Source organism: uncultured Roseibium sp. (genome assembly GCF_947496995.1).
Lineage (GTDB): Bacteria > Pseudomonadota > Alphaproteobacteria > Rhizobiales > Stappiaceae > Roseibium.
This window is the reverse complement of sequence record NZ_CANMFD010000004.1, coordinates 469980-496471: the sequence shown is the minus strand read 5'-3', so window position 1 is coordinate 496471 and position 26492 is coordinate 469980. Positions and strand designations below refer to the sequence as shown.

The 26492-nt window shown below is 60.9% G+C and carries 23 protein-coding genes; 21 read left to right on the top strand and 2 right to left on the bottom strand.

Annotated features, from left to right (window positions below; genetic code table 11):
• The first annotated feature begins 485 nt into the window (after positions 1–485).
• The 13 genes from Q1B40_RS18280 to Q1B40_RS18220 all read left to right on the top strand — a co-directional run bounded on the left by Q1B40_RS18280 (position 486) and on the right by Q1B40_RS18220 (position 15220).
• A complete protein-coding gene (locus Q1B40_RS18280; protein ID WP_299817436.1) occupies positions 486–953 on the top strand; it encodes a division/cell wall cluster transcriptional repressor MraZ in 468 nt (155 codons plus the stop codon).
• Entirely contained in the window at positions 950–1990 is a 1041-nt protein-coding gene (gene rsmH, locus Q1B40_RS18275) for a 16S rRNA (cytosine(1402)-N(4))-methyltransferase RsmH (protein ID WP_299817434.1), read from the top strand. Before Q1B40_RS18280 ends, rsmH begins: the two co-directional genes overlap by 4 nt.
• A 1-nt stretch (position 1991) precedes the next feature.
• A complete protein-coding gene (locus Q1B40_RS18270) occupies positions 1992–2345 on the top strand; it encodes a hypothetical protein (RefSeq protein WP_068416567.1) in 354 nt (117 codons plus the stop codon).
• Between the two features lie 10 nt (positions 2346–2355).
• Complete coding sequence (locus Q1B40_RS18265; protein WP_299817430.1) at positions 2356–4068, top strand: penicillin-binding protein 2; 1713 nt, start codon at positions 2356–2358, stop codon at positions 4066–4068.
• A gap of 144 nt (positions 4069–4212) precedes the next feature.
• Entirely contained in the window at positions 4213–5682 is a 1470-nt protein-coding gene (locus tag Q1B40_RS18260; protein WP_299817428.1) for a UDP-N-acetylmuramoyl-L-alanyl-D-glutamate--2,6-diaminopimelate ligase, read from the top strand.
• The gene (locus tag Q1B40_RS18255; RefSeq protein WP_299817425.1) at positions 5679–7109 is read left to right on the top strand and encodes a UDP-N-acetylmuramoylalanyl-D-glutamyl-2,6-diaminopimelate--D-alanyl-D-alanine ligase; all 1431 of its coding nucleotides are present in this window, start codon (positions 5679–5681) and stop codon (positions 7107–7109) included. The genes Q1B40_RS18260 and Q1B40_RS18255 overlap by 4 nt, the downstream gene beginning before the upstream one ends.
• Before the next feature lie 10 nt (positions 7110–7119).
• Complete coding sequence (mraY, locus tag Q1B40_RS18250) at positions 7120–8205, top strand: phospho-N-acetylmuramoyl-pentapeptide-transferase (protein ID WP_299817422.1); 1086 nt, start codon at positions 7120–7122, stop codon at positions 8203–8205.
• 5 nt (positions 8206–8210) lie between these two features.
• Entirely contained in the window at positions 8211–9611 is a 1401-nt protein-coding gene (gene murD, locus Q1B40_RS18245; RefSeq protein ID WP_299817420.1) for a UDP-N-acetylmuramoyl-L-alanine--D-glutamate ligase, read from the top strand.
• Entirely contained in the window at positions 9612–10769 is a 1158-nt protein-coding gene (locus Q1B40_RS18240; protein WP_299817418.1) for an FtsW/RodA/SpoVE family cell cycle protein, read from the top strand. It begins immediately after the preceding gene.
• Positions 10770–10804: 35 nt separating this feature from the next.
• On the top strand, positions 10805–11911 hold the full coding sequence (murG, locus tag Q1B40_RS18235) for an undecaprenyldiphospho-muramoylpentapeptide beta-N-acetylglucosaminyltransferase (RefSeq protein ID WP_299817416.1): 1107 nt from the start codon (positions 10805–10807) through the stop codon (positions 11909–11911).
• Positions 11908–13308, top strand: coding sequence for a UDP-N-acetylmuramate--L-alanine ligase (murC, locus tag Q1B40_RS18230; protein ID WP_299817414.1), 1401 nt, complete (start codon positions 11908–11910; stop codon positions 13306–13308). The genes murG and murC overlap by 4 nt, the downstream gene beginning before the upstream one ends.
• Positions 13309–13320: 12 nt before the next feature.
• Positions 13321–14292 (top strand): UDP-N-acetylmuramate dehydrogenase, encoded by a 972-nt coding sequence (gene murB, locus Q1B40_RS18225; protein ID WP_299817412.1) that lies wholly within the window; start codon positions 13321–13323, stop codon positions 14290–14292.
• Between the two features lies 1 nt (position 14293).
• Positions 14294–15220: a D-alanine--D-alanine ligase gene (locus tag Q1B40_RS18220; RefSeq protein WP_299817410.1), complete on the top strand. Its 927-nt coding sequence runs from the start codon at positions 14294–14296 to the stop codon at positions 15218–15220.
• A gap of 164 nt (positions 15221–15384) precedes the next feature.
• Here the strand turns inward: Q1B40_RS18220 and Q1B40_RS18215 are convergent, their stop codons facing one another.
• Positions 15385–15537: a hypothetical protein gene (locus tag Q1B40_RS18215; protein ID WP_299817780.1), complete on the bottom strand. Its 153-nt coding sequence runs from the start codon at positions 15535–15537 to the stop codon at positions 15385–15387.
• On the opposite strand from Q1B40_RS18215, the gene Q1B40_RS18210 reads away from it, so the two are divergent.
• The 6 genes from Q1B40_RS18210 to recN all read left to right on the top strand — a co-directional run bounded on the left by Q1B40_RS18210 (position 15499) and on the right by recN (position 23409).
• Positions 15499–16122, top strand: coding sequence for a cell division protein FtsQ/DivIB (locus Q1B40_RS18210; protein ID WP_299817771.1), 624 nt, complete (start codon positions 15499–15501; stop codon positions 16120–16122). The two genes, Q1B40_RS18215 and Q1B40_RS18210, sit on opposite strands and share 39 nt — an antisense overlap.
• Positions 16119–17441 carry a cell division protein FtsA gene (gene ftsA, locus Q1B40_RS18205; protein ID WP_299817408.1) on the top strand — a complete coding sequence of 441 codons (1323 nt, stop codon included), beginning with the start codon at positions 16119–16121 and terminating at the stop codon, positions 17439–17441. The genes Q1B40_RS18210 and ftsA overlap by 4 nt, the downstream gene beginning before the upstream one ends.
• Positions 17442–17556: 115 nt before the next feature.
• Complete coding sequence (gene ftsZ, locus Q1B40_RS18200; protein ID WP_299817406.1) at positions 17557–19338, top strand: cell division protein FtsZ; 1782 nt, start codon at positions 17557–17559, stop codon at positions 19336–19338.
• Positions 19339–19592: 254 nt separating this feature from the next.
• Positions 19593–20537: a UDP-3-O-acyl-N-acetylglucosamine deacetylase gene (gene lpxC / locus Q1B40_RS18195; RefSeq protein ID WP_299817404.1), complete on the top strand. Its 945-nt coding sequence runs from the start codon at positions 19593–19595 to the stop codon at positions 20535–20537.
• A gap of 225 nt (positions 20538–20762) precedes the next feature.
• The gene (locus Q1B40_RS18190) at positions 20763–21611 is read left to right on the top strand and encodes an outer membrane protein assembly factor BamD (protein WP_299817402.1); all 849 of its coding nucleotides are present in this window, start codon (positions 20763–20765) and stop codon (positions 21609–21611) included.
• Between the two features lie 127 nt (positions 21612–21738).
• Positions 21739–23409, top strand: a complete 1671-nt coding sequence (gene recN / locus Q1B40_RS18185; RefSeq protein ID WP_299817400.1) for a DNA repair protein RecN — start codon at positions 21739–21741, stop codon at positions 23407–23409.
• Positions 23410–23438: 29 nt separating this feature from the next.
• On the opposite strand, the gene Q1B40_RS18180 is transcribed toward recN, so the two are convergent.
• Positions 23439–23621, bottom strand: coding sequence for a hypothetical protein (locus Q1B40_RS18180; protein ID WP_299817398.1), 183 nt, complete (start codon positions 23619–23621; stop codon positions 23439–23441).
• A 168-nt stretch (positions 23622–23789) separates the two neighbouring features.
• Here Q1B40_RS18180 and ligA point away from each other — a divergent pair, with 168 nt between their 5' ends.
• On the top strand, positions 23790–25943 hold the full coding sequence (ligA, locus tag Q1B40_RS18175) for an NAD-dependent DNA ligase LigA (RefSeq protein WP_299817396.1): 2154 nt from the start codon (positions 23790–23792) through the stop codon (positions 25941–25943).
• Between the two features lie 98 nt (positions 25944–26041).
• A complete protein-coding gene (locus Q1B40_RS18170; RefSeq protein ID WP_299817394.1) occupies positions 26042–26338 on the top strand; it encodes a GIY-YIG nuclease family protein in 297 nt (98 codons plus the stop codon).
• Positions 26339–26492: the final 154 nt, after the last annotated feature.

Here is a 26492-nt window from a genome sequence, read left to right as displayed (position 1 = left end):
GGGAGGGGCATCGGAGAGCTGCGTCCTGAGCGGTAAGACGCGTAAGGGTCACCAGTGCGGACCCTGAGGGCGGCCTGTCCCGGTCCGGCTTTTCATTCTCCACAAGTCTTTGCGACGAGGCAATTTTTGCCGGGTTTGCGTGCGCGGCGAGGCAAAACCTCCGTAAACCTGCGCATCCGATTCTTCTTTTCTGTCAAGGCTTCATTAAGCATGTTTGGCCTAAGGTCAGCCGATGGGGTCGTGTGCGATCAAATCGAGCCGGAATCCATGAGATTCCATTGACCACCCATGATTTCCCATGATATCCCATAAGAACCCGAAATGGGGAGCGCAGGCCCGTCTCAGTTGGGCTAAGGGCGGCAATTTAACGGCTCGGAAAGAGCTGCATTTGCAAATTGCACGTCCTGGCAGGTTGTCGGCCTTTCTTCTCATCAGGGTGTTTTCGTTTCGGGGATTGACGGGTGGAAGCCCGTTCGAGGGGTTTAATGGCCGGCTTTGTTTCTCATTTTACCAACCGGCTGGATGCCAAGGGTCGTGTATCGATCCCGGCGTCCTTTCGCGCGGTATTGGCGAGAGATGGGTTTGAAGGCCTTTATTGCATCAGCTCTTCCCACTGCCAGGCGGTCGACGCTGGCGGAAACGAACTGCTTGCCGAGATTGAAAAGCGTTCCGAAGCGTTCGCGAAACTGTCTCCGGATCATGATGCGCTCGCCGTTGCGCTTTTCGGTGCCAGCGAGAACCCGAAGATCGACGGAGATGGCCGCATGACCATTTCCGACATGATCCGCGATCACACCGGCATCACCGATCAGGTGACCTTCGTCGGCATGAAATACAAGTTCCAGATCTGGGAACCGGAAAAGTTCCGCGAGTATCGCGCAGAGGCTCAAAAGCGTGCGCTCGCGATGCTGTCGGGGGCATCCCCCGCATCCTCTCAAGGAGAGCCGGCATGATGGCGCTCGGCGACAAGGGCATGTCTCCTGCCGCTGGCGGACCCATGCGTCATGTGCCGGTTCTCCTGACAGAGGTTCTCAGGTGGCTCGACCCGCAGCCGGGTCAGGTCATCATTGATGGAACCTTCGGCGCGGGCGGTTATTCGCGTGCTGTTCTGGAGCGGGGTGCAAAGGTTCTCGGTATCGACCGGGATCCGGATGCGATTTCCGGCGGGCAGGAACTGGTGAAAGACGCCGGCGGGCAACTGGTTCTCGTGCAGGGGCAGTTCGCGGGTCTCGAAACCCATGCGCGCGATAACGGTTTTGACGCTGTTGACGGTGTCGTGCTGGATCTCGGTGTGTCTTCCATGCAGCTCGATGAGGCCGGTCGAGGATTTTCCTTCCTGCGCGACGGTCCGCTGGATATGCGCATGGAGCAGGCCGGGCCTTCCGCTGCCGATGTTGTGAACGAGCTTCCTGTAAAAGACCTGATCCGGGTAATCGGACTTCTTGGTGAAGAAAAGCGCGCCACCACCGTTGCTCATGCAATCGATGCCGCGCGCAAGGAAAAGCCTTTCTCCCGCACGCTTGAGCTGGCCGGGCTGATCGAGAAGGCGCTCGGCCGCTCGCCGAAGAAGGCCCAGATCCATCCGGCAACCCGCACCTTTCAGGCACTGCGGATCTACGTGAACGGCGAATTGCATCAGGCGGCCAAGGCGCTTGGCGCCGCCGAGCGCATTCTGAAGCCCGGCGGACGTCTGGTGCTGGTGAGTTTTCACTCCCTGGAAGACCGGATCGTCAAACGCTTCTTTCAGGACAGGACACGAACACGGGGCGGCGGGTCCCGACATATGCCGGAGCAGGACGTGCCACCGGCGACATTCGAGCTGCTGACGCGCAAGGCGGTCGAGGCGGCAGTGGACGAAACGGATGCCAATCCGCGTGCGCGCTCGGCAAAGCTCCGGGCGGGGCTGCGGACAGAAGCGGCCGCGCGCGAGCTGGACATACATGCCGCGGGCGTTCCGAGGCTGGCGGAATTTCACGGGTTAGGGGGCTAAGGTGGTTCGAACGCTGAACATCCTGTTCATTCTTGCGGTCGTGATCGGTGCGGCGACGGTTTACGACATGAAACTGGCGGCGACGAAATCCGCGGAAAAGGTTGCCGAGCTCCAGCGCCAGATCGACGAGGAACGGGACACGATCCAGCTTTTGAAGGCGGAATGGAGCCTTTTGAACAAGCCGGACCGTCTCCAGTCCCTTGTCGCGCGCTATAATGACTATCTGCAACTGGAACCCCTGGATGTGAAACAGATCGTGACGCCGGAAGACCTTCCGGCCCGTCCGGTCATGCTCGAGCCGATCGGCGGCAACCAGATGGGCGGCTATGCCGGCTCCTCGGCAGTGATCCGATGAGGAGCAGATCATGACAATGGTAAGTGAACCGGCAAGCTTCCTTCAGGTTCGGCGCGCGCAGCCAAGAGCAGCGCGCGGCTCTGTCTCCTCCAGCGCCGTCAAATCCCGTGTCTACGTCGCCATGCTGGCCTTCGCCTGCGTTTATGCGGCGATCGGGGGGCGGCTGGTGCTTCTTGCCCAGATGGAGGAGGCTCCGTCGAAGGCGTGGATCTCCGCGCAGGATTCCGTTTCCGCCTCGCGCCCGGATCTTATCGACCGCAACGGCGAAATCCTGGCAACGGATATCAAGACAACTTCCCTTTATGCCGAACCGCGCCGCATACTTGATGTGGACGAGGCGCTCGAGGGCCTGATCCGGGTGCTGCCGGATCTGGACCAAAACACCGTGCGCCGCCGCCTGGAAAGCGGTGCTGGTTTTGTCTGGCTTAAACGGGAGATGACACCCCAGCAGGCGGAGCAGGTGCATAATCTCGGGCTGCCGGGAATAGGCTTCCTGTCGGAAAACCAGCGTTTCTATCCGGGTGGGCCGACCGCCGGGCACATCGTGGGCTCCGTCAATGTGGACAACCAGGGGCTGGCGGGAATCGAGAAATATATCGATGACGCCTGGCTCGCCGAACTCCAGTCGCTGGGTTTTGCTTCCGACCGCACGATAGAGCCGGTACGCCTTTCCGTCGATTTGCGCGTTCAGCACGTTGTGCGCGACGAGTTGGTCAAGGCCATGGAGCGCTACAGGGCGATCGCAGCCGCCGGGATCGTGCTCGATGCGAAGACCGGCGAGGTCGTCGCGATGTCCTCCCTGCCGGACTACGATCCGAACGACAGGTCCCAGGCGCTGGAAAAGGACCGGTTGAACCGGGCCACAGGCGGCGTCTTCGAGATGGGCTCGGTGTTCAAGGCCTTCACGGTCGCGATGGCGCTGGATTCGGGGGCGGTCTCCATCAACGACAGCTTCGATGCGACCCGGCCGATCCGGGCGGCAGGGCGCACGATCACGGATTTCCACGGGAAAAACCGCATTCTGTCCGTGCCGGAAATCTTCATTTATTCGTCCAACATCGGCACCGCGAAAATGATGCTGGCAACCGGTATTTCCCGGCAGCAGGAATTCTTCAAGCGACTGCATCTGACGGAGCGTCTGAATACGGAGCTGCCTGAAAACGCCGCGCCCCTGCTGCCTCCGAAATGGAACGAACTGGCGGCCATGACGATCTCCTTCGGTCACGGGATTTCTGTGACGCCGATGCAGACCGCGGTTGCTGCGGCAGCGGTGGTGAATGGCGGTAAACTGTATCCGCCGACTTTCCTGCCGAGAAGCCAGGAAGAGGTTCAAAGCGTTGCGAAACAAGTCATTTCTCCAGATGTAAGCCGGATGATGCGCTATCTCTTCCGCCTCAACGTGCTGTCCGGTTCCGGGCGCAGGGCGGACGTGCCGGGCTATACGGTCGGCGGCAAGACGGGTACCGCCGAGAAGATCGAGAACGGCCGTTACATCAACAACAAGCTCCGGAATTCCTTCCTGTCGGCATTTCCGATGGACGATCCGCGATACGTGGTGCTGGTCGTTCTGGACGAGCCGAAATCGGAGCGCGAGGGCATCGGTGCAACCGCCGGCCTCAACGCCGCGCCGACCGTGGGAGCAATCATCCGGCGCTCTGCGCCGATGCTCGGCGTCATGCCGCGTTTCGGCAAGGGGGATGAACCGATCGAGATTTCCTATTAAGGAGACATGACTTCCTGGATCACTGCGTTCATATGACCGCAGCATGCTCAAGGAAAGCTTTGAAGACCGGCGGGGTCGCAGCCGTTATCCGGTCTTCAAATACAGCACCTGCAAGACGACGCACGAACCGGATGATCGGATGAGATGGATCTTGAATATTTAGCCGCCGGCCTGACATTGCCGGACGCGGCTGGCAGCCTGAAAATAGCGGGTTTGACCGCAGACAGCCGAAAGGTTCAACCCGGCTTTCTGTTCGCGGCCTTCAAAGGTGTCTCCGTCGATGGAACCCGGTTCGCCGCAGATGCTGCCGCGGCCGGGGCTGTTGCGGTTCTGTGCTCGGATGATGCCGTGGCAGCGGTGCGGGCGAGCTGTCCGCAACATGCGGTCGTTCTCGGTGCGTCCGAGCCCCGTCAGGTCTTTGCCAAAATGGCCGCCCGGTTTTACGGCGCCCAGCCGGACACGATCGTCGCGGTAACCGGAACAGCAGGCAAAACCTCCGTCGCCCATTTCGCCCGCCAGATTTTTCAGTTCGCGGGGCACCCGGCCGCAAGTCTTGGAACTCTGGGAACAATCAGGCCGGACGGCGAAAGCTATGGCGGTCTGACGACGCCCGATCCGGTGGCGCTTCACAAGGAACTTTCGGACCTTGAGGCTGAAGGCATCAATCATGCCGCGCTGGAGGCTTCCTCCCACGGGCTTGACCAGTTTCGCCTGGACGGTGTGCGGCTGACGGCGGCAGCCTTCACGAACCTTGGCCGCGATCACATGGATTATCACGCGAGCATCGAGGACTATCTGAACGCCAAGCTGCGCCTTTTTTCCGAATTGCTCCCGGCGGGCGGAACGGTGGTTGTCGACACGGGCGAAAAATACGCCGACCGGGTTCTGGCCGTCGCCGAAGCGCGTGGACTTCCCGTTCTGAGCGTTGGTGAAACAGGCAGGGATCTCAAGCTCACGGGGAGAAAACCGGCAGGAGCGGCGCAGCAGCTGACCCTGCAAACGGTTCGCGGCGAATACAAGGTGACCTTGCCATTGATCGGCCGTTTCCAGGTCTCCAATGCACTGGTCGCCGCCGGACTTGCAATTGCTGCCGGGATCGATGCTGGCACGGCTCTGCGTGCTCTGGAAAATCTGAAGGGCGCGCCCGGCCGGCTCGAACTCGCCGGCAAAACGAAGACCGGTGGGCTGGTCTTCATTGATTACGCCCACAAGCCGGATGCGCTGGACAATGCGCTTGCCGCCTTGCGGCCATTCACGGATGGCGCTCTTTCGGTCGTGATCGGTGCCGGTGGGGACAGGGACCCGGGCAAGCGGGTGCTGATGGGCGAAGCCGCCGCCCGGCACGCGGATCTGGTGATCGTCACCGACGACAATCCCCGTTCGGAAGATCCGGCGACGATCCGCAAGGCCGTGCGTCAGGGAGCACCTGACGCCCTTGAGATCGGTGACCGGTTCGAGGCAATCGCGGAAGGTGTCCGGCGGCTTGCGAAGGGCGATATCCTGTGTGTCGCCGGAAAAGGTCATGAAACCGGCCAGATTGTTGGCGACACAGTGATTCCCTTTTCGGATCACGAAGCCGTTATGCGCGCCATAAGCGTTGAAGGAAACACATGAGCAACCCGCTTTGGACCTTGGATGCCTTTGTTGAAGCTGCCGGTGGCAGCGCCAAAGGCGATATTGGCGCGGACATTACCGGAATATCCATCGACAGCCGCACGCTTGAAGCCGGCGATGCCTTTGTTGCGATCAAGGGGGACCGGCTGGACGGCCACGACTATGTGGCCGGTGCGCTGGAAGCAGGGGCATCGCTTGCGCTTGTCGCCGAAGATCAGCTGACGGAATTGCCCGAAGACGGCCGCTATGTTGTGGTTGCCGATCCGCTGGAAGCCCTGCGCGGTCTCGCTGTAGCCGCACGTGCCCGCAGTGATGCGCGCATCGTGGCGGTGACAGGCTCTGTCGGCAAGACGGGAACCAAGGAAGCTCTCCGGCTCGCGCTGGACCCTTCCGGCAAGGTGCATGCCTCTGTGGCGTCTTTCAACAATCACTGGGGCGTACCGCTCACCCTGGCGCGCATGCCGAAGGACACGGACTACGGCATCTTCGAAATCGGCATGAACCATGCCGGGGAAATCGTTCCCCTGGTCAAGATGGTGCGTCCGCATGTGGCCATCATCACAACGGTGCAGCCGGTTCATCTTGAGTATTTCGACTCCGTGGAGAAGATCGCCAAGGCGAAAGCCGAAATTTTCGAAGGCCTGGAGCCGGGCGGCGTCGCCATCCTGAACAGGGACAATCTTCAGTTCGATCTGCTGAAGTTTCTGGCGGCGACGGCCGGAGTTGCCAGGATCCATACCTTCGGCGAAACCCCGGCTGCCGACAGTCACATTGAAAAATCCGTCGGTTACCCGGCGGGCTCAAGTGTGGATGCCGTAATTCTGGGTCAGGAAATCACCTACAAGCTCGGCGCACCCGGCAAGCATCACGTGAAAAACAGCCTTGCCGTCCTGACCGCGGTTGCGGATCTCGGCGCCGATCTCGCCAAGGCCGGCCTTGCGCTGGACACCATGCGTGCACCGAAAGGACGCGGGCAGGTGAGCCGGTTGCCGCTGCCGGACGGCGAACTCAATCTCATCGATGAGAGCTATAATGCCAATCCCGCCTCGATGCGCGCCGCGTTCGCGGTTTTGGCAGAGGCGCCGATCAAGCGGCCTGGCCGGCGCATCGCCGTCGTTGGCGACATGCGTGAACTCGGCGAGGATGCCGACCGCCTTCACGCCGAGCTTCTTCAGCCGATCAGTGAAGCGCAAATAGACGCGGTCTATTGTGCCGGCCCGCATATGCATGCGCTCTGGAAACAGCTTCCGCATGAGCTTCGCGGGCATTACTGCGAGGACGCAAAAGATCTGGAAGACGTGCTTTTGAGCGACGTCCGTCCAGGCGATGTTGTTATGATCAAGGGATCGCTTGGAACCCGGATGGGCCCGCTTGTCGAAGCCCTTAAAAAGGAATACCCGCCTGCGGACGATAGCGCAGCGGCATAAGGGATAACTGATGTTTTATTTTTTGGGGCAATTCGCCGATCAGATCTCCGCACTGAACGTCTTCCGGTACATTACGTTCCGCACGGGCGGTGCCATCATGACCGCCCTGTTTTTTGTGTTCCTGTTCGGTCCTAAAATCATTTCAAGCCTGCGCATCCGGCAGGGACATGGCCAGCCGATCCGTGCCGACGGGCCGGAAAGCCATCTCCTGACCAAGAAAGGCACGCCCACCATGGGCGGGCTGATGATCCTCTCCGGTGCTCTGGTTGCAGCGCTCCTGTGGTCGGATCTTTCCAATCCTTATGTCTGGGTGGTGACAGGCGTGACGCTGGGCTTCGGCGGTATCGGCTTTTATGACGACTACCTGAAGGTGACCAAGTCGTCGCACAAGGGGTTCGGCGGCAAGGCGCGCCTGGGGCTGGAATTCCTGATCGCGGGTGCTGCCGCCTTCGCGGTCACAATTCTCGATTCGTCCCAGTCCTCGTCAGCGATCACCTTTCCCTTCATCAAGGATTTCACGCTTAATCTCGGCCTGTTTTTCATTCCCTTCGCGGCTTTCGTCATGGTCGGCGCCGGCAATGCGGTCAACCTGACCGATGGTCTGGACGGGCTCGCCATTGTGCCGGTGATGATTGCCTGCGCCTCCTTCGGGCTGATCGCCTATCTGTCGGGCAATGCGGTCTTTGCAAACTACCTGCAGATCCATCATGTCGCCGGAACCGGCGAACTGGCCGTGATCTGCGGTGCGGTGATCGGTGCCGGCCTGGGTTTCCTCTGGTTCAACGCACCACCGGCCGCCATCTTCATGGGGGACACCGGCTCCCTGGCGCTCGGCGGCATGATCGGGGCCATCGCGGTTGCCACCAAGCACGAGATCGTTCTGGCCATCATCGGCGGCCTTTTCGTACTTGAGGCCGTCTCGGTCATCGTGCAGGTCATCTCCTTCAAGCTGACCGGCAAACGCGTCTTCCGGATGGCTCCGATCCACCATCATTTCGAGATCATGGGCTGGACGGAAAGCCAGGTGGTTATCCGCTTCTGGATCATTGCCGTCGTTCTGGCCCTGCTTGGCCTTGCCACACTGAAGCTGAGGTAGGCCGCATGATCCCTGTCACCACATTTGAAAACAGCAATGTCGCATTGTTCGGGCTGGGCGGGTCCGGAATGGCGACAGCGCGCGCCCTCAAGCTGGGCGGCGCGAATGTGGTGTGTTTCGATGACAATGCAGAACGCGTCGAGCAGGCTGCAAGAGAGGGGCTCGATACCCGTGATCTGCGCGACCTCGACTGGAACGGCATCGCCGCCCTGGTTCTGGCTCCCGGCGTTCCGCTGACCCATCCGGTGCCGCACTGGTCGGTGGATCTCGCCCGCGAGGCGGGTGTGGAGATCATCGGCGATGTGGAGCTTTTCTGCCGCGAACGGCGCAAGGTCTGCCCGGATGCGCCCCTGATCGCGATCACGGGCACCAACGGCAAATCGACCACCACCGCGCTGATCGGTCATCTCCTGCGGGAACTGGGCCTTGATGTGCAGGTCGGCGGAAATATCGGGACGCCGGTTCTTGAGCTGGACCCGCCGCAACCCGGCCGCCACTACGTTCTCGAATGTTCTTCCTACCAGATCGATCTTTCGCCGACGCTGGACCCGACCGTCGGTCTACACATGAACCTGTCGCCTGATCATCTCGACCGGCACGGAACGATCGAAAACTACGCAGCGATCAAGGAACGTCTCGTGGCCGGGGCCAAGGTCGCGGTTGTCGGGGTTGACGATCCCATGTCCTCCTCGATCGCCGACCGTCTGGAACTGGCGCGCAAACCGGTCTGCCGGATTGCCGGAGAGCACGAACTCACCAGCGGCATCTATGCCCGCCACGGCCGCCTGATCGAAGCGCGGGACGGCAGCCAGAGCGAAGTTGCGCTTCTGGGCGGGATCGACAGCTTGCGCGGCGATCACAACGGCCAGAATGCAGCCGCGGCCTTCGCCGCTCTCAGGGCGCTGGAAATACCCGCTGGAAGAATTGCGGCGGCCTTGACGTCCTTCCCGGGCCTGCATCACCGCATGGAAGTGGTGGCAAAACAGGGTCGGGTGCTCTTTATCAACGATTCCAAGGCCACCAACGCCGACGCGGCCGCAAGGGCTCTCGCCAGCTTCGAGAGGATCTACTGGATCGCGGGCGGCCGGGCCAAGGCAGGCGGCATATCCTCGCTGGACGAGTATTTTCCGAGAATCGCCAAGACGTTTCTGATCGGCGAAGCGGCGGAGGATTTCGCCAAGACCCTTGAAGGCCGCGTAGCGTACAAGGTCAGCGGTACGCTGCCGCAGGCAGTGAAGGACGCTGTCAACGAGGCGGCGGAAGACGGGGCAGAGGAAATCGCCATTCTGCTTTCTCCCGCCTGTGCGAGCTTCGACCAGTACCGGAACTTCGAACTGCGGGGCGCGGCTTTCGTGGACGCGGTGCGTGCCTTGCCTGGTGCCGGCAATACGCAGGAGGTCGCCTAGATGGTGTCACGCGCTGATCGCAGCCGGTTCGCCGAGTGGCTCTGGACCGTGGATCACTATCTGCTCGCAGCTTTCGGTCTTCTGATGGTCGGCGGCGTGGTGCTGTCGTTTGCCGCCAGTCCGCCCGTCGCCGAACGGATCGGTGTCGATACCTTCTTCTTCGTCAAGCGCCAAGCTCTCTTCCTGTTGCCGGCCGTCACCATCATGCTGGCGGCTTCGCTCATGTCGCCGCGGGCGATCCGGCGAGCCGCGCTGATCGTTTTCGTTATCTCGCTGGTCCTCATGGTGGCGACCCTGTTCGCCGGGTTCGAGGCCAAGGGCGCGCGCCGCTGGATCTATATCGCCGGCTTCTCCCTGCAACCGTCCGAATTCCTGAAACCGGCCTTCGTGGTGCTGATCGCTTTCCTTTTGTCGGAAAGTGGCCGGCGGCGGGAAGTTCCGGGCGTTCTGTTCGCCTTCGTGCTGTTTGCCATCTGCGCAGCGCTTCTGATTGCGCAGCCCGATTTCGGTCAGACCATGCTTCTGGGTCTTGTCTGGGCGGGGCTCTTCTTTCTCAACGGGATTTCCTGGATCATCATCACGGCGCTCGGGCTGATCGGCATCGCAGGCCTGTTCGCGGCCTATGCCTTCCTGCCGCATGTGACCAACCGCGTGGACCGGTTCCTGGATCCCAGTTCCGGAGATACCTTTCAGGTCGATACCGCGATGGATTCCTTCCTTGCGGGAGGGTGGTTCGGGCGCGGTCCGGGAGAAGGCACGGTAAAGCGCATTCTTCCCGACAGCCATACGGATTTCATCTTCGCGGTGGTGGGCGAGGAATTCGGCGTCGTGGCCTGCCTGCTGCTGGTTTCCGTTTTCGCCTTCATCGTCATTCGCGGCCTGAACCATGCCAGCCGGGACCAGGATGCCTTCAGCCGCCTTGCCACGGCGGGGCTTGTCGTTCTCTTCGGACTGCAGGCAACCATCAATCTTGCCGTCAACCTGCATCTCATGCCGTCAAAGGGCATGACCTTGCCTTTCATCTCCTACGGAGGCTCGTCGCTCTTCTCTTCTGCGATGACGGCCGGTGCCATTCTGGCGCTGACCCGAAGGCGGCCGCAGCCTTCCCGTAGCGACGCCGTGACCGTGAGCAGGTTGTCGCCATCGTCTTTGATGTAAAGCCAGATCAAACGTTAGGCCAGAAACCGGACCTTATGAGCAAAACAGTACTCCTGACGGCCGGCGGAACCGGCGGCCACCTTTTCCCCGCACAGGCGCTCGCCAGTGAACTTATCCGGCGCGGCTGGACTGTCGAACTGGCGACGGACGAGCGGGCCGATAAATACGGCTCGGCCTTTCCGGCTCGCAAGATTCACATCATCGCGTCGGAAACCATCCGTGGCCGCAATCCGGTTGCGCTTGCAAGAACGGCCTTCAGCCTGCTGCGCGGCACGCTTCAGGCCCGGTCCGTGATCCGTGCGCTCAAACCGGATGTCGTTGCCGGGTTCGGTGGCTATCCGACTTTCCCGCCGATGTATGCCGCGCGCCTGACCGGTACGCCTTCCATACTGCATGAAGCCAATGGCGTCATGGGGCGGGCGAACAGATTGCTGGCCAAGGGCGTTACCGCGATTGCCACGAGTGTGCCTATCGGCGACCTGCCCGAGGAGCTGGCACGCAAGCTTGTTGAAACCGGGAACCCGGTTCGCGACGCGGTTCTGGATGCGTCGGAGCTGCCCTACGCAGCGCCGCGTCCGGGCGGAGAATTCAACCTGCTTGTCTTCGGCGGTTCGCAGGGGGCCAGGTTTTTCTCCGACCTCGTTCCCCCGGCGCTTGCAGACCTTCCAGCCGAGATCCGCGCCCGGCTGAAGATTGTGCAGCAATGCCGTCCGGAAGACATGGAACGCGTACAGAGCGTTTACGATGAGCTCGGGGTCCGGGCCGAATGCGCGCCTTTCTTTCAGGACATGCCGCAGCGCATTGCCCAGGCCCACCTGGTTCTGTGCCGGTCAGGAGCCTCTTCGGTGAGCGAACTCAGCGTGCTTGGCCGGCCGTCGATATTGGTGCCGTTGCCCGGCGCCATTGATCAGGACCAGGCCGCCAATGCCAGGGTTCTGGAAAAAGCCGGAGGCGCCTGGCCGATCCGGCAGGTGGATCTGCATCCGGGACGACTTGCCAAGGAGATCATCCGTTTCATGGAGACGCCGGACATGCTTGCGGCAGCGGCCGAAAAGGCCGGCAGTGTCGCAAGGCCCGACGCGGTGAAACGTCTCGCGGACCTGGTTGAAAAGGTCGCCAGCAAACAAGGAGAACGGCCATGAAAATGCCGCAGGATATCGGACCCGTCCATTTCGTCGGGATCGGCGGGATCGGCATGAGCGGGATTGCCGAAGTGCTCAAGACCCTCGGCTATCAGGTTCAGGGGTCGGACATGGCGGAAAACGCCAATGTGCAACGCCTCCGGTCTCATGGAATTGAAGTGAAGGTGGGCCATGCGGCCGAAAATCTCGGCGACGCGGAAGTTCTCGTGGTGTCATCGGCCATCCGGAAAGACAATCCGGAACTGGTTGCCGCCCGCGAGAAGCTCATTCCGGTGGTGCGGCGCGCTGAAATGCTGGCCGAGCTGATGCGCTTCAAGCAGGCCATCGCCGTCGGCGGCACTCATGGCAAGACCACGACGACCTCGATGGTGGCAGCGCTGCTGGATGCCGGTCGTCTCGATCCCACGGTCATCAATGGCGGCATCATCAATGCCTACGGCACCAACGCCCGCATGGGCAAAGGCGACTGGATGGTGGTGGAAGCCGATGAAAGCGACGGGACCTTCGTCAAGCTTCCGGCGGATGTCGCCGTCGTGACTAACATCGATCCGGAGCATCTCGATCATTACGGCGATTTCGCCGGGGTCCGTGCAGCTTTCCGGCAGTTCGTGGAAAATGTGCCGTTCTACGGCTTTGCGGTCATGTGCCTGGACCATCCGGAAGTCCAGACCATGATCGGGGCGATCGAGGACCGGCGGGTCGTGACTTACGGGACCAACCCACAGGCCGATGTCCGCTTCACCGATGTCTCGATGGACGGCGGCAAATCGGTTTTCTCGGTGACCATCCGCGACCGCCGGACAGGCGAGACAATCGAGCTGAAGGACCTGGTCCTGCCGATGCCGGGTCTGCACAACGTCTCCAACGCCACAGCCGCTCTCGCGGTGGCTTCCCAGCTCGGGGTCGGGCCTGAAGACCTGAAGAAGGGCATTTCCACCTTCGGCGGCGTCAAGCGCCGCTTCACCTTGACCGGCACCGCCGGCGGCGTTCAGATCTTCGACGACTACGGCCATCATCCGGTCGAGATCAAGGCCGTGTTGCATGCCGCACGCGAGTCGACGCAGGGCAAGGTCATCGCCATCATGCAGCCGCATCGATATTCAAGGCTCGCGAGCCTTTTCGACGATTTCTCGAATTGCTTCAACGATGCGGATGCGGTGATCATCGCGCCGGTCTATGCCGCAGGCGAACAGCCGCTCGAGGGGGCCGCGCATACTGATCTTGTCTCGGGCATGAAAACCAGAGGGCACCGCAACGTCCGGTCCATCGAAGGCCCTGAGGAATTGCCCGCGCTGGTAAAGGAACTGGCCAGTCCGGGGGATTTCGTGATCTGCCTGGGAGCGGGCAACATCACCCAATGGGCTTATGCGCTGCCGAAACAGCTCGAAGCGCTCTGAGGGAGGCTTTCAATGGGTTTCCCCGATCTTCTTGAGACTGTCCCGAACCTTGGTGAAGGCATTCGCGGCAGGCTGACCGCCAACCAGCCTCTCTCGTCAGTGACCTGGCTGCGCACCGGCGGCCCGGCGCAGCTGATGTTCCAGCCGGCCGATGAGGCAGATCTTTCGGTGTTCCTACAGAAACTGCCGAAGGACATTCCCGTTCTTCCCGTCGGTCTGGGGTCCAACCTCCTGATCCGGGACGGCGGACTGGAAGGCGTTGTCATCCGCCTGAGCGCCAAGGGGTTCGGGTCCATCGAGAAAATCAGTAACAACCGGCTCAGAGCCGGGGCCGCCGTGCCCGACAAACGGCTTGCCGAGGCCGCAGCGGAGGCCGGCCTTGGCGGTTTTGCATTTTACACGGGCATCCCCGGAGGCCTGGGCGGAGCCCTTCGCATGAATGCGGGCGCCCATGGAACGGAAACCTGCGAGCGAATGGTGGAACTCACTGCTTATGACCGTGACGGCAACCGCCATGTGCTGTCCAATGCCGACATGGGTTATGCCTACAGGCATTCTTCGGCACCCAAGGAACTGATTTTTACTGCCGCCGTATTTGAAGGCGTGCCTGGCGACGAGGTGGCAATCCGCGCGGAGATGGCGGATGTTGTCGCACACCGGGAAAAGGCGCAGCCGATCCGCGAAAAGACAGGCGGCTCGACCTTCAAGAACCCGCCGGGAACCTCGGCCTGGAAGGTCATCGACGCGGCCGGATGCCGTGGGCTGACGGTCGGTGGTGCGCAAATGTCGGAAATGCACTGCAATTTCATGATCAACACCGGCGATGCCACTGGGCACGATCTGGAGCTGCTCGGCGAAACCGTGCGGGCGCGGGTCCTGAAACACAGCGGCATCAGGCTGGAATGGGAAATCAAGCGGCTGGGTCGGTTCGGACCTGATGGTCCGGTCCAACCGTTTCTGGGTGAAGAAGAGGAGGCTGCGTAAAATGGCCGGAAAACATGTTGCCGTTCTGATGGGTGGCTGGGTCAACGAACGGCCGGTAAGCCTGTCTACTGGCAAGGAATGCGCCGACGCGCTGGAAGAAGCCGGCTACCTGGTAACTCGTATCGATGTGGACCGCGATGTCTCGGCCGTCCTGAAGGAATTGAAGCCGGACGTGGTCTTCAACGCACTGCACGGCCCCTTCGGCGAGGACGGCTGCGTTCAGGGAATATTAGAGTTTCTTAACATCCCCTATACGCACTCCGGCGTGATGGCGTCGAGCCTCGCGATGAACAAGGTGAAGGCCAAGGCGGTGATGGCTGCGGCCGGTGTTCCCGTGACCGAGCACGTGATCGTGAACCGCAGCGACATCCTTCGCGAACACCCCATGAAGCCGCCTTATGTGCTCAAGCCGATCAACGAAGGCTCCAGCTTCGGAGTGCTGATTGTTCAGAAAGATCAAGAGTTTCCGCCGCAAGAGCTGAGCCGGGAGGACTGGCCTTTCCCGGAGGTGCTGATGTGCGAGAAATTCATCGCCGGCCGTGAGCTGACCTGTGCTGTCATGAATGACAGGTCCCTCGGCATCATAGATATCCTTCCGCAGGGGCAGGGCTTCTACGATTATGAAGCGAAATATGCACAAGGCGGTTCAAAACACATTCTTCCTGCGAAAATTTCACCGATTGTTTACCAAAACATAGAGACACTAGCAGTCAAGGCGCATCAGGCTTTGGATTGCCGGGGTGTTTCCCGTGCGGATTTCCGATTCGATGAACGGGAAGACGGATCCGGAGAGCTGATTTGTCTAGAAGTGAACACGCAGCCAGGCATGACGCCAACCTCTCTTGTGCCCGAATTGGCGGCCCATCAGGGGATGAGTTTCAAGGACCTGGTAAGCTGGATGGTTGAGGACGCAAGTTGCTGTCGCTAGGACGCAAACATAAACGCAATGCACTTACCCGCCTGGAGGCCGAACTGGCTCCGCGCGGGCGCGGTGTCGCGCGTTTGCATCGTCAGCCGGTCTGGCGCGCTGCCGGGCGCCTCATGGAATTGCCGCAGTGGGCAGGGTCTGCTGCTGCACTGGGTTTCTTAACCTTAACAATTAGTTATGGAATAGTCATAGGGGGGCACGGTCGGATCGTTTCCGATGCGCTGCTCTCCGCTGCGGGTTTCGGTGTTGAAGCTGTAAAGCTCTCCGGCCAGCGGGAAATCGACGAGTTCCAGATCCTCGAAGCGCTGGAAATCCATGACGGCACATCCCTGGCACTCTTTGATGCCGCTGGGGCACGTGAGCGTTTGAACCGGATGGCGTGGGTGAAAAACGCCTCCGTCATGAAGCTCTATCCGAGCACGCTTCAGATCAGCATCGAGGAACGGGTTCCCTATGCTCTCTGGCAGCGGGGCGATCTGGTCTCGATCATCAACGAATCAGGCGACGTGATCACCGACGATGTCGATGGCCGTTACGCCAACCTTCTGCTCGTGGTCAATCACGGGGCGCAGCGCCGGGCTGTGGAAATCAATTCTGCTCTGACGACTGTTCCGGAGCTTCGTCCGCGTGTGCGGGCGGCGTTTCTTGTCAGCGACCGGCGCTGGGACCTGCAGCTTGAAAACGGCATCTCCATCCGTCTGCCGGAGAACAACATTCATGCCGCTCTGGCGGATCTGGTGAAAATGGATGAGGAAAGCGGTCTCCTGTCCCGCGACATCGTGGCGATAGATTTGCGTCTCGCCGACCGGGTGACGGTCCGACTGTCGGACGAAGCTGCCGAGCAACGCAAGGTCATGACCGGCGGCAAGGGACGATCCGGCAAGAAGGAGCGCGATACATGAGCCGCTCCTCCAGCCACCTCTATCTGCCTAAAATGCGGCCGCTGCCGACGCGGCGCGCGGTCATCATGTCGGTCCTGGACGTGGGCTCCACGAAAGTCTGCTGCCTGATCGCAAAGCTTGTGCCGCGGGACGACAAGTCGATCCTGTCGAGCCGGTCCCACAAGGTGGAAGTGCTCGGCTACGGATATCAACGTTCGCGCGGCATCAAGTCCGGTGTTGTGGTCGATATGGATGCAGCCGAGCAGGCCATTCGCCAGGCGGTGGATAGCGCCGAGCGCATGGCCGGCGTGACGGTCGAATCGTTGATTGCCAATATCAGCTGCGGCCGTCTGCAGAGCGAAATCTACAGTGCCGGCGTGCCACTGGCCGGCGACAGCGTGTCGGAAGCCGATATCCAGCGGGTTCTTTCCGCCGGCTCCAGCCATTCGGTCACCGACGGACGGGCGGTCACGCACGCGCTGCCGATTTCCTATTCGCTGGACGGAAGCCGCGGTATTCGCGACCCGCGCGGCATGATGGGGCACAAGCTCGGTGTCGAAATGCAGGTGGTCACAGCCGAAGTGCCGCCGGTCCGCAACCTGGAACTCTGCATCAACCGCGGCCATCTTCACGTTGAAACCATGGTGGCGACACCCTTCGCCAGCGGGCTGTCCACCATTGTGGACGATGAAGCGGAACTGGGTGTGGCCTGCATCGACATGGGCGGCGGCACGACAACGCTGTCGGTCTTCGTGGACGGCCACATGGTGCATCTGGATGCGATTGCCGTTGGCGGCAACCACGTCACCACGGATATCGCCCGCGCTTTCGCGACCCGTCTTCAGGACGCGGAGCGCCTGAAGACCCTTTATGGCTCGCCGCTGGCTTCCGGCTCGGACGACCGTGACCTGCTCACGGTGCCGCCGCTGGAAAGCGACAGCGACCTGCCGAACCAGATCCCGCGCTCGGCGCTGACCCGGGTCATCCGCCCGCGCGTGGAAGAAATCCTAGAACTCGTGAGAGATCGCCTGACTGCCTCCGGCTTTGCCGGTCGGGTGGGCAAGCAGATCGTCCTGACAGGGGGTGCAAGTCAGCTCACGGGTCTTGGAGAAGTTGCGCGTCACGTCCTGGGGCGCAACGTCCGTCTTGGCCGGCCACTTGGTGTCGCCGGTCTTCCCGAAGCCGCCAAAGGTCCGGCATTTGCCGCCGCGGTCGGCCTCTTGATTTATCCGCAAGTCGCTCAAATCGAACAGTTCGAACACAAGAACCGGAGATCTGGGTGGGGCGGGCAATCTGGTTATCTGGCCCGTGTGGGCCAATGGATCAGGGAAAGCTTCTGACGACATGAGCCAAGAAGACGAAAACCAGGAATTTGTGCTGCCAGCAATGGCGGAGAAAATTAGGGAAGAAGAGGCCACTCCCGTATCGGGGGCGCCATTGGGTCGCGAGGATAATATGACCATCAACCTGAAGATGCCCGACATTCAGGAGCTGAAGCCGCGGATTACGGTCTTCGGCGTCGGCGGTGCGGGCGGAAACGCCGTCAATAACATGATCACAGCAGGCCTCCAGGGGTGCGACTTCGTTTGCGCCAACACGGATGCCCAGGCGCTGGCCATGAACCAGTCCGAACGTCTCGTCCAGATGGGCGTGGCGGTTACGGAAGGTCTTGGCGCAGGCTCTCAGCCGGAAGTCGGCTCTGCCGCGGCCGAGGAAGTGATCGACGAGATCAACGACCATCTGTCCGGATCGCACATGGTGTTCATCACCGCCGGCATGGGCGGCGGCACCGGTACCGGTGCGGCTCCCGTGATTGCCCGTGCGGCACGCGAACAGGGCATTCTGACCGTTGGCGTCGTGACCAAGCCGTTCCAGTTCGAAGGCGCTCGCCGCATGCGGATCGCCGACAGCGGTATCGAGGAGCTGCAGCGCAGTGTCGATACGCTGATCGTCATCCCGAACCAGAACCTGTTCCGCATCGCCAATGCGCAGACCACCTTCGCCGACGCCTTCGCGATGGCCGACCAGGTGCTTTACTCCGGCGTTGCCTGCATCACCGACCTGATGGTGAAGGAAGGCCTCATCAACCTCGACTTTGCCGACGTTCGGTCCGTGATGCGCGGCATGGGCAAGGCGATGATGGGTACGGGCGAAGCCAGCGGCGAAAAGCGCGCGCAGCAGGCGGCGGAAGCTGCCATTGCCAACCCGCTTCTCGACGAATCCTCCATGAAGGGGGCACGGGGCCTTCTCATCTCCATCACCGGCGGCAACGATCTGACGCTGTTTGAAGTGGATGAGGCAGCGACCCGTATCCGCGAGGAAGTCGACGCTGACGCCAACATCATCCTGGGGGCGACATTCGATGAAACTCTCGATGGCATCATCCGGGTTTCGGTCGTGGCGACCGGCATCGACAAGGAGGAAGCCCTCGCGGCCAACACGTTTCCCTCCGCAGGTGCCCAATCCCTGAAAGCCGAGATGCCCGCAGCCGCGCGTATCCCGGAATTCACCACGGCCAAGCCGGCGGCAACGGTTGAAAAAGCCAATGCCATGGATGCGGCCGCGAAGGCGGTTGCCAGCCTGGAAAAGGAACTGGCAATTCCGGATCCGCAGCCGGTCTCCGTTGCCAGCGATCCCGACGTGGAGATCAAGCGCGTTCAGCCTTCGAGCGCCGCTCTTGCCGGCAAGGCCGCAATGATGGATCTCGACGGGGAAGCTCCGGCACAGGTCGTCGAGGATGCGCCGCTCAGCAAGCCGTATATTCCGCCGGCTGCCGAGGAACACACCACCACTTCGCGCATGCCGCGCGTCGAGGACTTTCCGCCCATCGCCCAGCGTGAATTGCGGGCACAGCAGACGGCTGCAAGTCCTGCCCGGCAACCTTTGGCTACCGAGGCTTCTTCAGCTCCGGCGCAGCCTGCTGCACCTGCCGCAGGCTACGAGGAGCACGGTGAGGAAGACCGGCGTCCGATGGGTCTTCTGCGCCGTCTCGCCAGTGGTCTCGGCCGCCGGGAAGACGAGGAAGATGAACTCGATGCAGAGGCTCCGGTTACCCGGTCCGCACCGCAGCTGCAGCCTGCGCCGCAAGCCGCGCCGCGCGCGCCTCAGCAGCGTCCTTCCGCCCAGGGGGCGGCCGGACAGCTGGACGGAACAGGCCGGGCAGCGCCCAAGCCGGTTACGACGACCGATGACGAACAGTTGGAAATCCCGGCATTCCTCCGCCGCCAGGCCAACTGATTCCCGACGCGATTGTCTTCCCTGATCGCAGCAGCCCGGAGCTCACGCTTCGGGCTGTTTTCGTTGGGGTCATAATTGTCGTGTTATTTCAGTATGTTGCGAAGCTGTGAATCGTTACAAACCGTAATAAAGCTTTATTTCGCTCTCTCCTGCATCGGGATTATCTTCCCCCAAATCGTGATCGTTAAAAGTCCGTAACCTGCAGGGGATAAATCCCGGACTATTTCCGATCGCTAACCGGAAGGGCAGAGCATATGACAACTTATGTCGATCGACAGACAACACTCGCCGATCAGGTAACCCTGACCGGGTTGGGTGTCCATTCGGGCAAGCCCGTGTCGATCACATTAGTGCCTGCCGAAACTGGTGTGGGGATTGTGTTTACCCGAACCGACAAGGAAATGTCCTCTGAGGTTCCGGCTCAGTGGAACAAGGTCTCCTCAACTGCTCTTTGCACGGTGCTCGGCGATCCTGCCGGTGAAGGCGTCGCTACTGTCGAACACCTTATGGCCGCTCTCGTCGGCATGGGGGTCGACAATCTCGTTGTAGAGATCGACGGACCGGAAATGCCGATCATGGACGGCAGCAGCTCGGCATTCGTCGAGGCGATCGAGCAGGTAGGGCTCAAGAAGCTTGACCGCGGCCGCCGGTATCTCAAGATCAAGAAGACCGTTCGTGTCGACAATGGCGGTGCCTGGTGTGAACTTCATCCCTATGACGGGACCAAGTTCGACATCACGATCGATTTCGACACCCCGCTGATCGGCCGGCAGCAGTTCGTCTCCGACATGACGCCGCAGGTGTTCCGCGACGAACTTTCCCGCGCACGGACCTTTGGCTATGTGAAGGATGTCGAGCAGCTCTGGAAAATGGGTTTTGCTCTCGGCTCTTCGCTGGAAAACTCCGTGGCCATTTCCGAAGACAAGGTTCTCAATCCCGAAGGCACACGCTGGCCGGATGAGTTCGCCCGTCACAAGGCGCTGGATGCCGTTGGCGATCTTGCTCTCGCCGGACTGCCCATCCTGGGCCTTTACCGCTCTTACAAGGGCGGCCACAAGATGAACAACGCCATTCTGGTCAAACTGTTTGAAGATCCGAGCGCTTTCGAAATTGTCGAAGCCCCGGCTTTCCGTCAGGTCGGTCAGGTGGACAAGGGCGGCCTGGCCGCGTCTGCTGCCTTCGGGCCGGACGTTTCCTGATCGTGTCTTGGGTCGTTTTCCGCAAATGGCCGTTTTTCAATTCGGCGGAAATCAGCACAATTCGGACCTCTTGCCACAAATTTGCTTAAAAAATCCGTCAGATGGCCGATGAGGACGTGACGGGGACGGGTGCTTTCCGCTAAACACTCCTGTCGATGAAATGCGTGGCCGTCTTAAAATTGGCCGGTTGGGCCGCTGCGGCCCGGGAGTATAGGCGTGAACGGAATGGACACTGGTTCTGAAGCAAGCGGAACCAAGGGTATGAAATTCTTCCTGAGACTGGCCGTCCTGGCCGCACCGCTGCTTCTGGCAGCTTGCGGAGGCAAGGACGATCTGGACGACCTGGCCCTCAACGACACGCCACCGGAAGTTCTCTTCAACGAAGGCCTCGCGCTGCGTGCGCAAGGCAAATTACGCGATTCCACCGAAAAGTTCGAGGAGCTGGACAAGCTCTACCCCTATTCGGAATATTCCAAGAAATCGCTCGTCAACCTGGCTTACCTGAATTACACGCGCGGCAAATACACCGAGACGATAACGGCGGCCAAACGATTCGTGACCCTTTATCCGGGGGACGGAGACTCAGCCTATATGCTGTATCTCGCCGGGCAGAGCTATTTCCGCCAGATGCCGGACATCACCCGCGATCAGGCGGTCACCCGGAAAGCAGCCGGCGCCTTCACCGAACTGGTCCAGCGTTTCCCGGAATCCGAATATGTGCCGGATGCGGAACAGAAACTGCGGATCGTGAAGGATCAGCTGGCCGGCAAGGAAATGCAGGTCGGCCGCTACTACTTGGAAAAGCGCAACTATGTTGCCGCCATCAACCGCTTCAAGACGGTGGTTGTCGATTTCCAGACCACGCGGCATGTGGAAGAGGCGCTGTTTCGTCTGACGGAAGCCTATTACGCGCTTGGCGTCGTGAACGAGGCACAGACTGCCGCTGCGGTGCTGGGTCACAACTACCCGGACAGTCAGTGGTATAAAGATGCCTATTCGCTGTTGAACAAGGGAGGCTACCAGCCTTCCGAAGACAGCGGAAGCTGGATAAGCCGCGCCTTCAAGAGTATCTAAAGCCTGTCTCGTCCATCTGGATGCCTTTGACCGGGACCGGCTCAAACATGCTCTGGAAAGACGACCCGATTCTCCTATATGGTGGATCGCGCCGAACCGTAGGCTATGCCCTTAGGAGCTTCCCTTCATGCTGGTCACGCTGTCTATCCGTGACATCGTTCTGATTGACCGTCTTGATCTAGATTTTGCCGCGGGAATGTCGGTTCTGACCGGCGAAACCGGTGCGGGCAAATCGATTTTGCTCGATTCCCTGTCGCTGGCTCTGGGAGCCCGCGGCGATGCGGATCTGGTCCGTCATGGCGAAGCCCAGGGACAGGTCACCGCGGTTTTCGATGTGGCTGCTTCCCATCCCGTGCGCGCGTTTCTGAAAGCCAACGATGTCGATGACGACGGCGATATCATCCTGCGCCGTATCCAGACTGCCGATGGCCGGACGCGGGCGTTCGTCAATGACCAGCCGGTCAGTGCGGGCCTGTTGCGTCAGGCCGGCAGCCTTCTGGTGGAGATCCACGGACAGCATGATGACCGGGCTCTGGTTGATCCGGAAAGCCACCGAGCGCTGATCGACGTGTTCGGCGGGCTTGTCGGGGAGAGCGAGGCCGTCGGGAAGGCCTTTTCGACCTTCAGGGCGGCGGAGAAGGCTGTGACCGATCACGAGAAGCGGATCGAGGCGGCACGCAACGAGGCCGATTTCCTGCGCTCCTCGGTAGACGAATTATCAGCCCTGCGGCCTGAGGCGGGTGAAGAGGATCAGCTTGCTGCCCGCCGTACGGACATGATGCAGGTGGAAAAGATCGCCGGAGATCTGAACGAGGCGTTCGAAACCCTGAATGGATCTGCATCCCCCATCCCTGAACTTGCCAGCCTGCTGCGCCGCCTCGAGCGCAAGGCCGACCAGGTACCGGTCCTCCTCGCGCCGCCGGTGCGTACGCTTTCTGAAGCGCTGGACCTTCTGGAAGACACGCGCGCCAGCCTTGAAAGCGCCCTTCGCGAAACGGAATTCGATCCGCGTGAGCTGGAATCAGTGGAGGAACGCCTGTTCGCGCTGCGCGCGGCGTCGCGCAAGTATTCGGTACCTGTCGACGATCTCGTGATGCTGCGCGAGCGCATGGCGGGCGAGCTTGCCGATCTCGATGCGGGCGAGGACAAACTTGCCGCTCTTTCCGAAGCTGCGGCCAAGGCCCGGGCGGATTACGACGCCAAGGCAGTTGCTCTTTCGGAGAAGCGGCGTAAGACCGCGCAGGCTCTGGAAAAGGCGGTGCTCGCGGAATTGCCGGACCTGAAACTGGAACACGCGCGATTCATCGTCGAGATGCAAAGCGATCCGCAAACTCCGGGCCGGTCGGGCATCGATCAGATCGAGTTTCACGTACAGACCAATCCGGGCACACGCCCCGGTCCGATGATGAAAGTTGCCTCTGGCGGGGAGCTGTCGCGTTTTCTACTGGCGCTGAAGGTGTCGCTCGCCGACAAGGGATCCGCCCCGACCCTGGTTTTTGACGAGATCGACACGGGTGTGGGTGGTGCGGTTGCCGAAGCTATCGGGGTGCGTCTGGCGCGTCTGGCGAGCAATGTTCAGGTGCTGACCGTAACCCATGCGCCCCAGGTGGCGGCGCGCGCGGAAGGTCATTTCCTGATCGCCAAGGAAGCGATGAAAGCGGACCGTGTTGCAACGCGGGTCAGGCGTATCGACGACAGCCATCGCCGCGAGGAAATCGCGCGCATGCTGGCCGGCAGCGTCATAACTGACGAAGCGCGCGCAGCGGCGGGCAAGCTGCTTACGGAAACGGCGGGATAGGGATCCCGCCGCTCTGATATTCATCGAAGTTACTGCGGGAGACCCGGGACTTTCAGTTCGATGCTGACGTCTTCGTCGTTGGTGAAATATCCATTGGTGTAGAGCAGGCCGCCGATGATCAGGGCGACAATCAGCCCTCCGGCGATGAACCAGCCGGCTCCGCCAGCGGTTCTTTTCTCGACATAATGCGTTCCATGGTCCTGATGGGCCATTTTCGTCTCCTGCTTAACGACAGCCTGCGTTCTTTCAAATGCGGGCTGCTCTTGCTTGATCATTTGCGCCCACCTGATGCAGACGCATGTATTATCAACGCTTGAGCCTCGGGTTTGGTTCCGGTATCCGGTTGGGATAGCCACTCCACTCAGGCCCGCGAAGACATCATGACCGACAGCTCAACCTCCCAGATTGGCATTGAGGATCTCACCCAGGAAGAAGCTCTGGTGGAGCTGAAGCGCCTGGCCGCGGAAATTGCGGTGCATGACCGCAGCTACCACCAGGAAGACGCTCCGACGATTTCGGATGCGGACTATGACGCGTTGCGCCGTCGAAATGCGGAGATCGAGGCGCGGTTCCCGGGGCTGATCCTTGCGGAGAGCCCGTCACATCAGGTCGGTGCGGCCCCGGCGTCAGGCTTCGGCAAGATCACGCACCGGGTGCCGATGCTGTCACTGGACAATGCGTTCAGCGACGAGGATGTGCGAGACTTTGTCGGCCGGGTGCGCCGTTTCCTGAAATTCGATCCACTGATGGGCGCGCTGGCCGTTACGGCCGAGCCGAAGATCGACGGCCTGTCGCTGTCCCTGCGTTATGAAAACGGCGACCTCATACACGCGGCAACCAGGGGCGACGGCACCACCGGTGAAAACGTGACGGCCAATGCCCGAACGATCGCCGATATTCCGAAAAAGCTCACCGGCGAGGTTCCGGACGTGGTGGAGGTGCGCGGTGAGGTCTATATGGCGCACAAGGACTTCCAGGCGCTCAACGAGCGCATGGCGGCCAATGGCGGCAAGGTCTTCGCCAATCCGCGCAATGCGGCCGCCGGATCGCTGCGTCAGCTCAAGCCGGAGATCACCGCTTCCCGGCCGTTACGCTTTTTCGCTTATGCGTGGGGAGAGATGACTGCGCTGCCGGAAGACACGCAGTCGGGCATGGTCGATCGGATGCGGGCCTGGGGCTTCCAGGTCAATCCGTTGATGAAACGCTGTGAAACCGTCGAGGAATTGCTGGGCGTTTATCATGCCATTGAGGAAAGCCGGGCCGAACTCGACTATGATATCGACGGAGTGGTCTACAAGGTCGACCGGCTGGATCTGCAGGAGAGACTTGGTTTCGTCTCCCGCTCTCCCCGCTGGGCCATCGCCCACAAGTTTCCGGCCGAGCAGGCCTTCACGCTTCTCAACGATATCGAGATCCAGGTCGGCCGCACCGGCGCTCTGACGCCCGTCGCGAAGCTCGAACCGATCACCGTGGGCGGCGTGGTCGTGTCCAATGCGACGCTGCACAATGAGGATTACATAAAGGGGATCGGACAGGACGGCGAACCCATTCGTGGCGGCAAGGACCTGCGGATTGGCGACACGGTGAAGATCCAGCGGGCAGGGGACGTCATCCCACAGATCGTCGATGTCGATCTGGACAAACGTCCCGGGGACGCGAAGCCCTACGAATTCCCGACCGTCTGCCCTGCCTGCGGCAGCCATGCCGTGCGCGAGGAAAATGAAAAGACTGGCCGCAAGGACGCGGTGCGCCGTTGCACGGGCGGGCTGATCTGCCCGGCGCAGGCGAGCGAAAAGCTCAAGCACTTCGTCTCCCGCAATGCCTTCGACATCGAAGGCCTCGGCGACAAGCAGGTCGATGCGTTCTACCAGGAGGGGCTTGTGACGACGCCGGCTGAGATCTTCACGCTGGAGGAGCGGGACAGGCAATCCCTGACCAAGTTGCGCAACCGCGAAGGCTGGGGTGCGTTGTCGGCGAAGAACCTGTTCGAAGCCATCAATGCCCGCCGGAACATCGATCTCAACCGCTTTATCTTCGCACTGGGTATCCGCCATGTCGGAGAAGGCAACGCCAAGCTGCTGGCGCGGGCCTACGGGTCCTGGAGTGCCTTTTACCGGGCGATGCAGGCTGCCCATGACGAGAGTGGTGAGGCCTGGGCCGAACTCAACGACATCGACGGGATCGGCCATATCGTTGCCGAAGCGCTGGTGGAATTCTTCGCGGAAGCCCACAACCGCGAGCAGTTGGACAAACTGCTGGCTGAGGTGACCCCGAAGGATGCGGAAAAGGTAGATGCATCCGGCTCGCCGGTCGCCGGCAAGACCGTGGTCTTTACCGGTTCCCTGGAACGCATGACCCGCGATGAGGCCAAGGCCATGGCGGAACGCTTCGGGGCGAAGGTCTCCGGATCGGTTTCCAAGAAGACCGACCTCGTCGTCGCCGGTCCGGGTGCCGGCTCAAAGCTGAAAAAGGCGCAGGAACTGGAAGTCGAGGTTATCTCCGAGGACGACTGGTTCGATCTGGTGGGGGCGTAAGCCTCCAGCAATTTCGCTTTGTCCTGCCAATCGCAGTTCGGAGGAGGGCCAGGATCCGGCACTTTTCGATTTCGGATCCTGGCAGCACGGAGGGGCATTTGTATCTCGACCGACAATATTACGTGTACATTCTGGCCAGCGGACTTGGTGGGACGCTTTATGTCGGAGTGACAAATGATCTTTTAGGAAGGGTCTCGCTTCATAAGGATGGTCTCGGCAGCCGTTTCACCGCAACGTATTGCGTAAACCGACTCGTCTATTACGAAGTTCATGAAGAGATCGAGCAGGCGATCAGGCGGGAAAAGCAGCTCAAGCGATGGCGGCGGGCCTGGAAGATCCGCCTTATTGAAGAACTCAATCCGAATTGGGATGATCTTTTTCCGAATCTGACCTGACATGTCTTTCCCTTCGCGTTGTGGTCTGCTGCGCAGAGCCAAGACCTGGCACGGGCAACTCCGATGGTGTCCTGGACCGGAGATGCCAGTGATTACTGGTTCCCGGACTTGGCTGCGCCAATCCAGGATGACAAACGAGGGCAATTGCACTTGC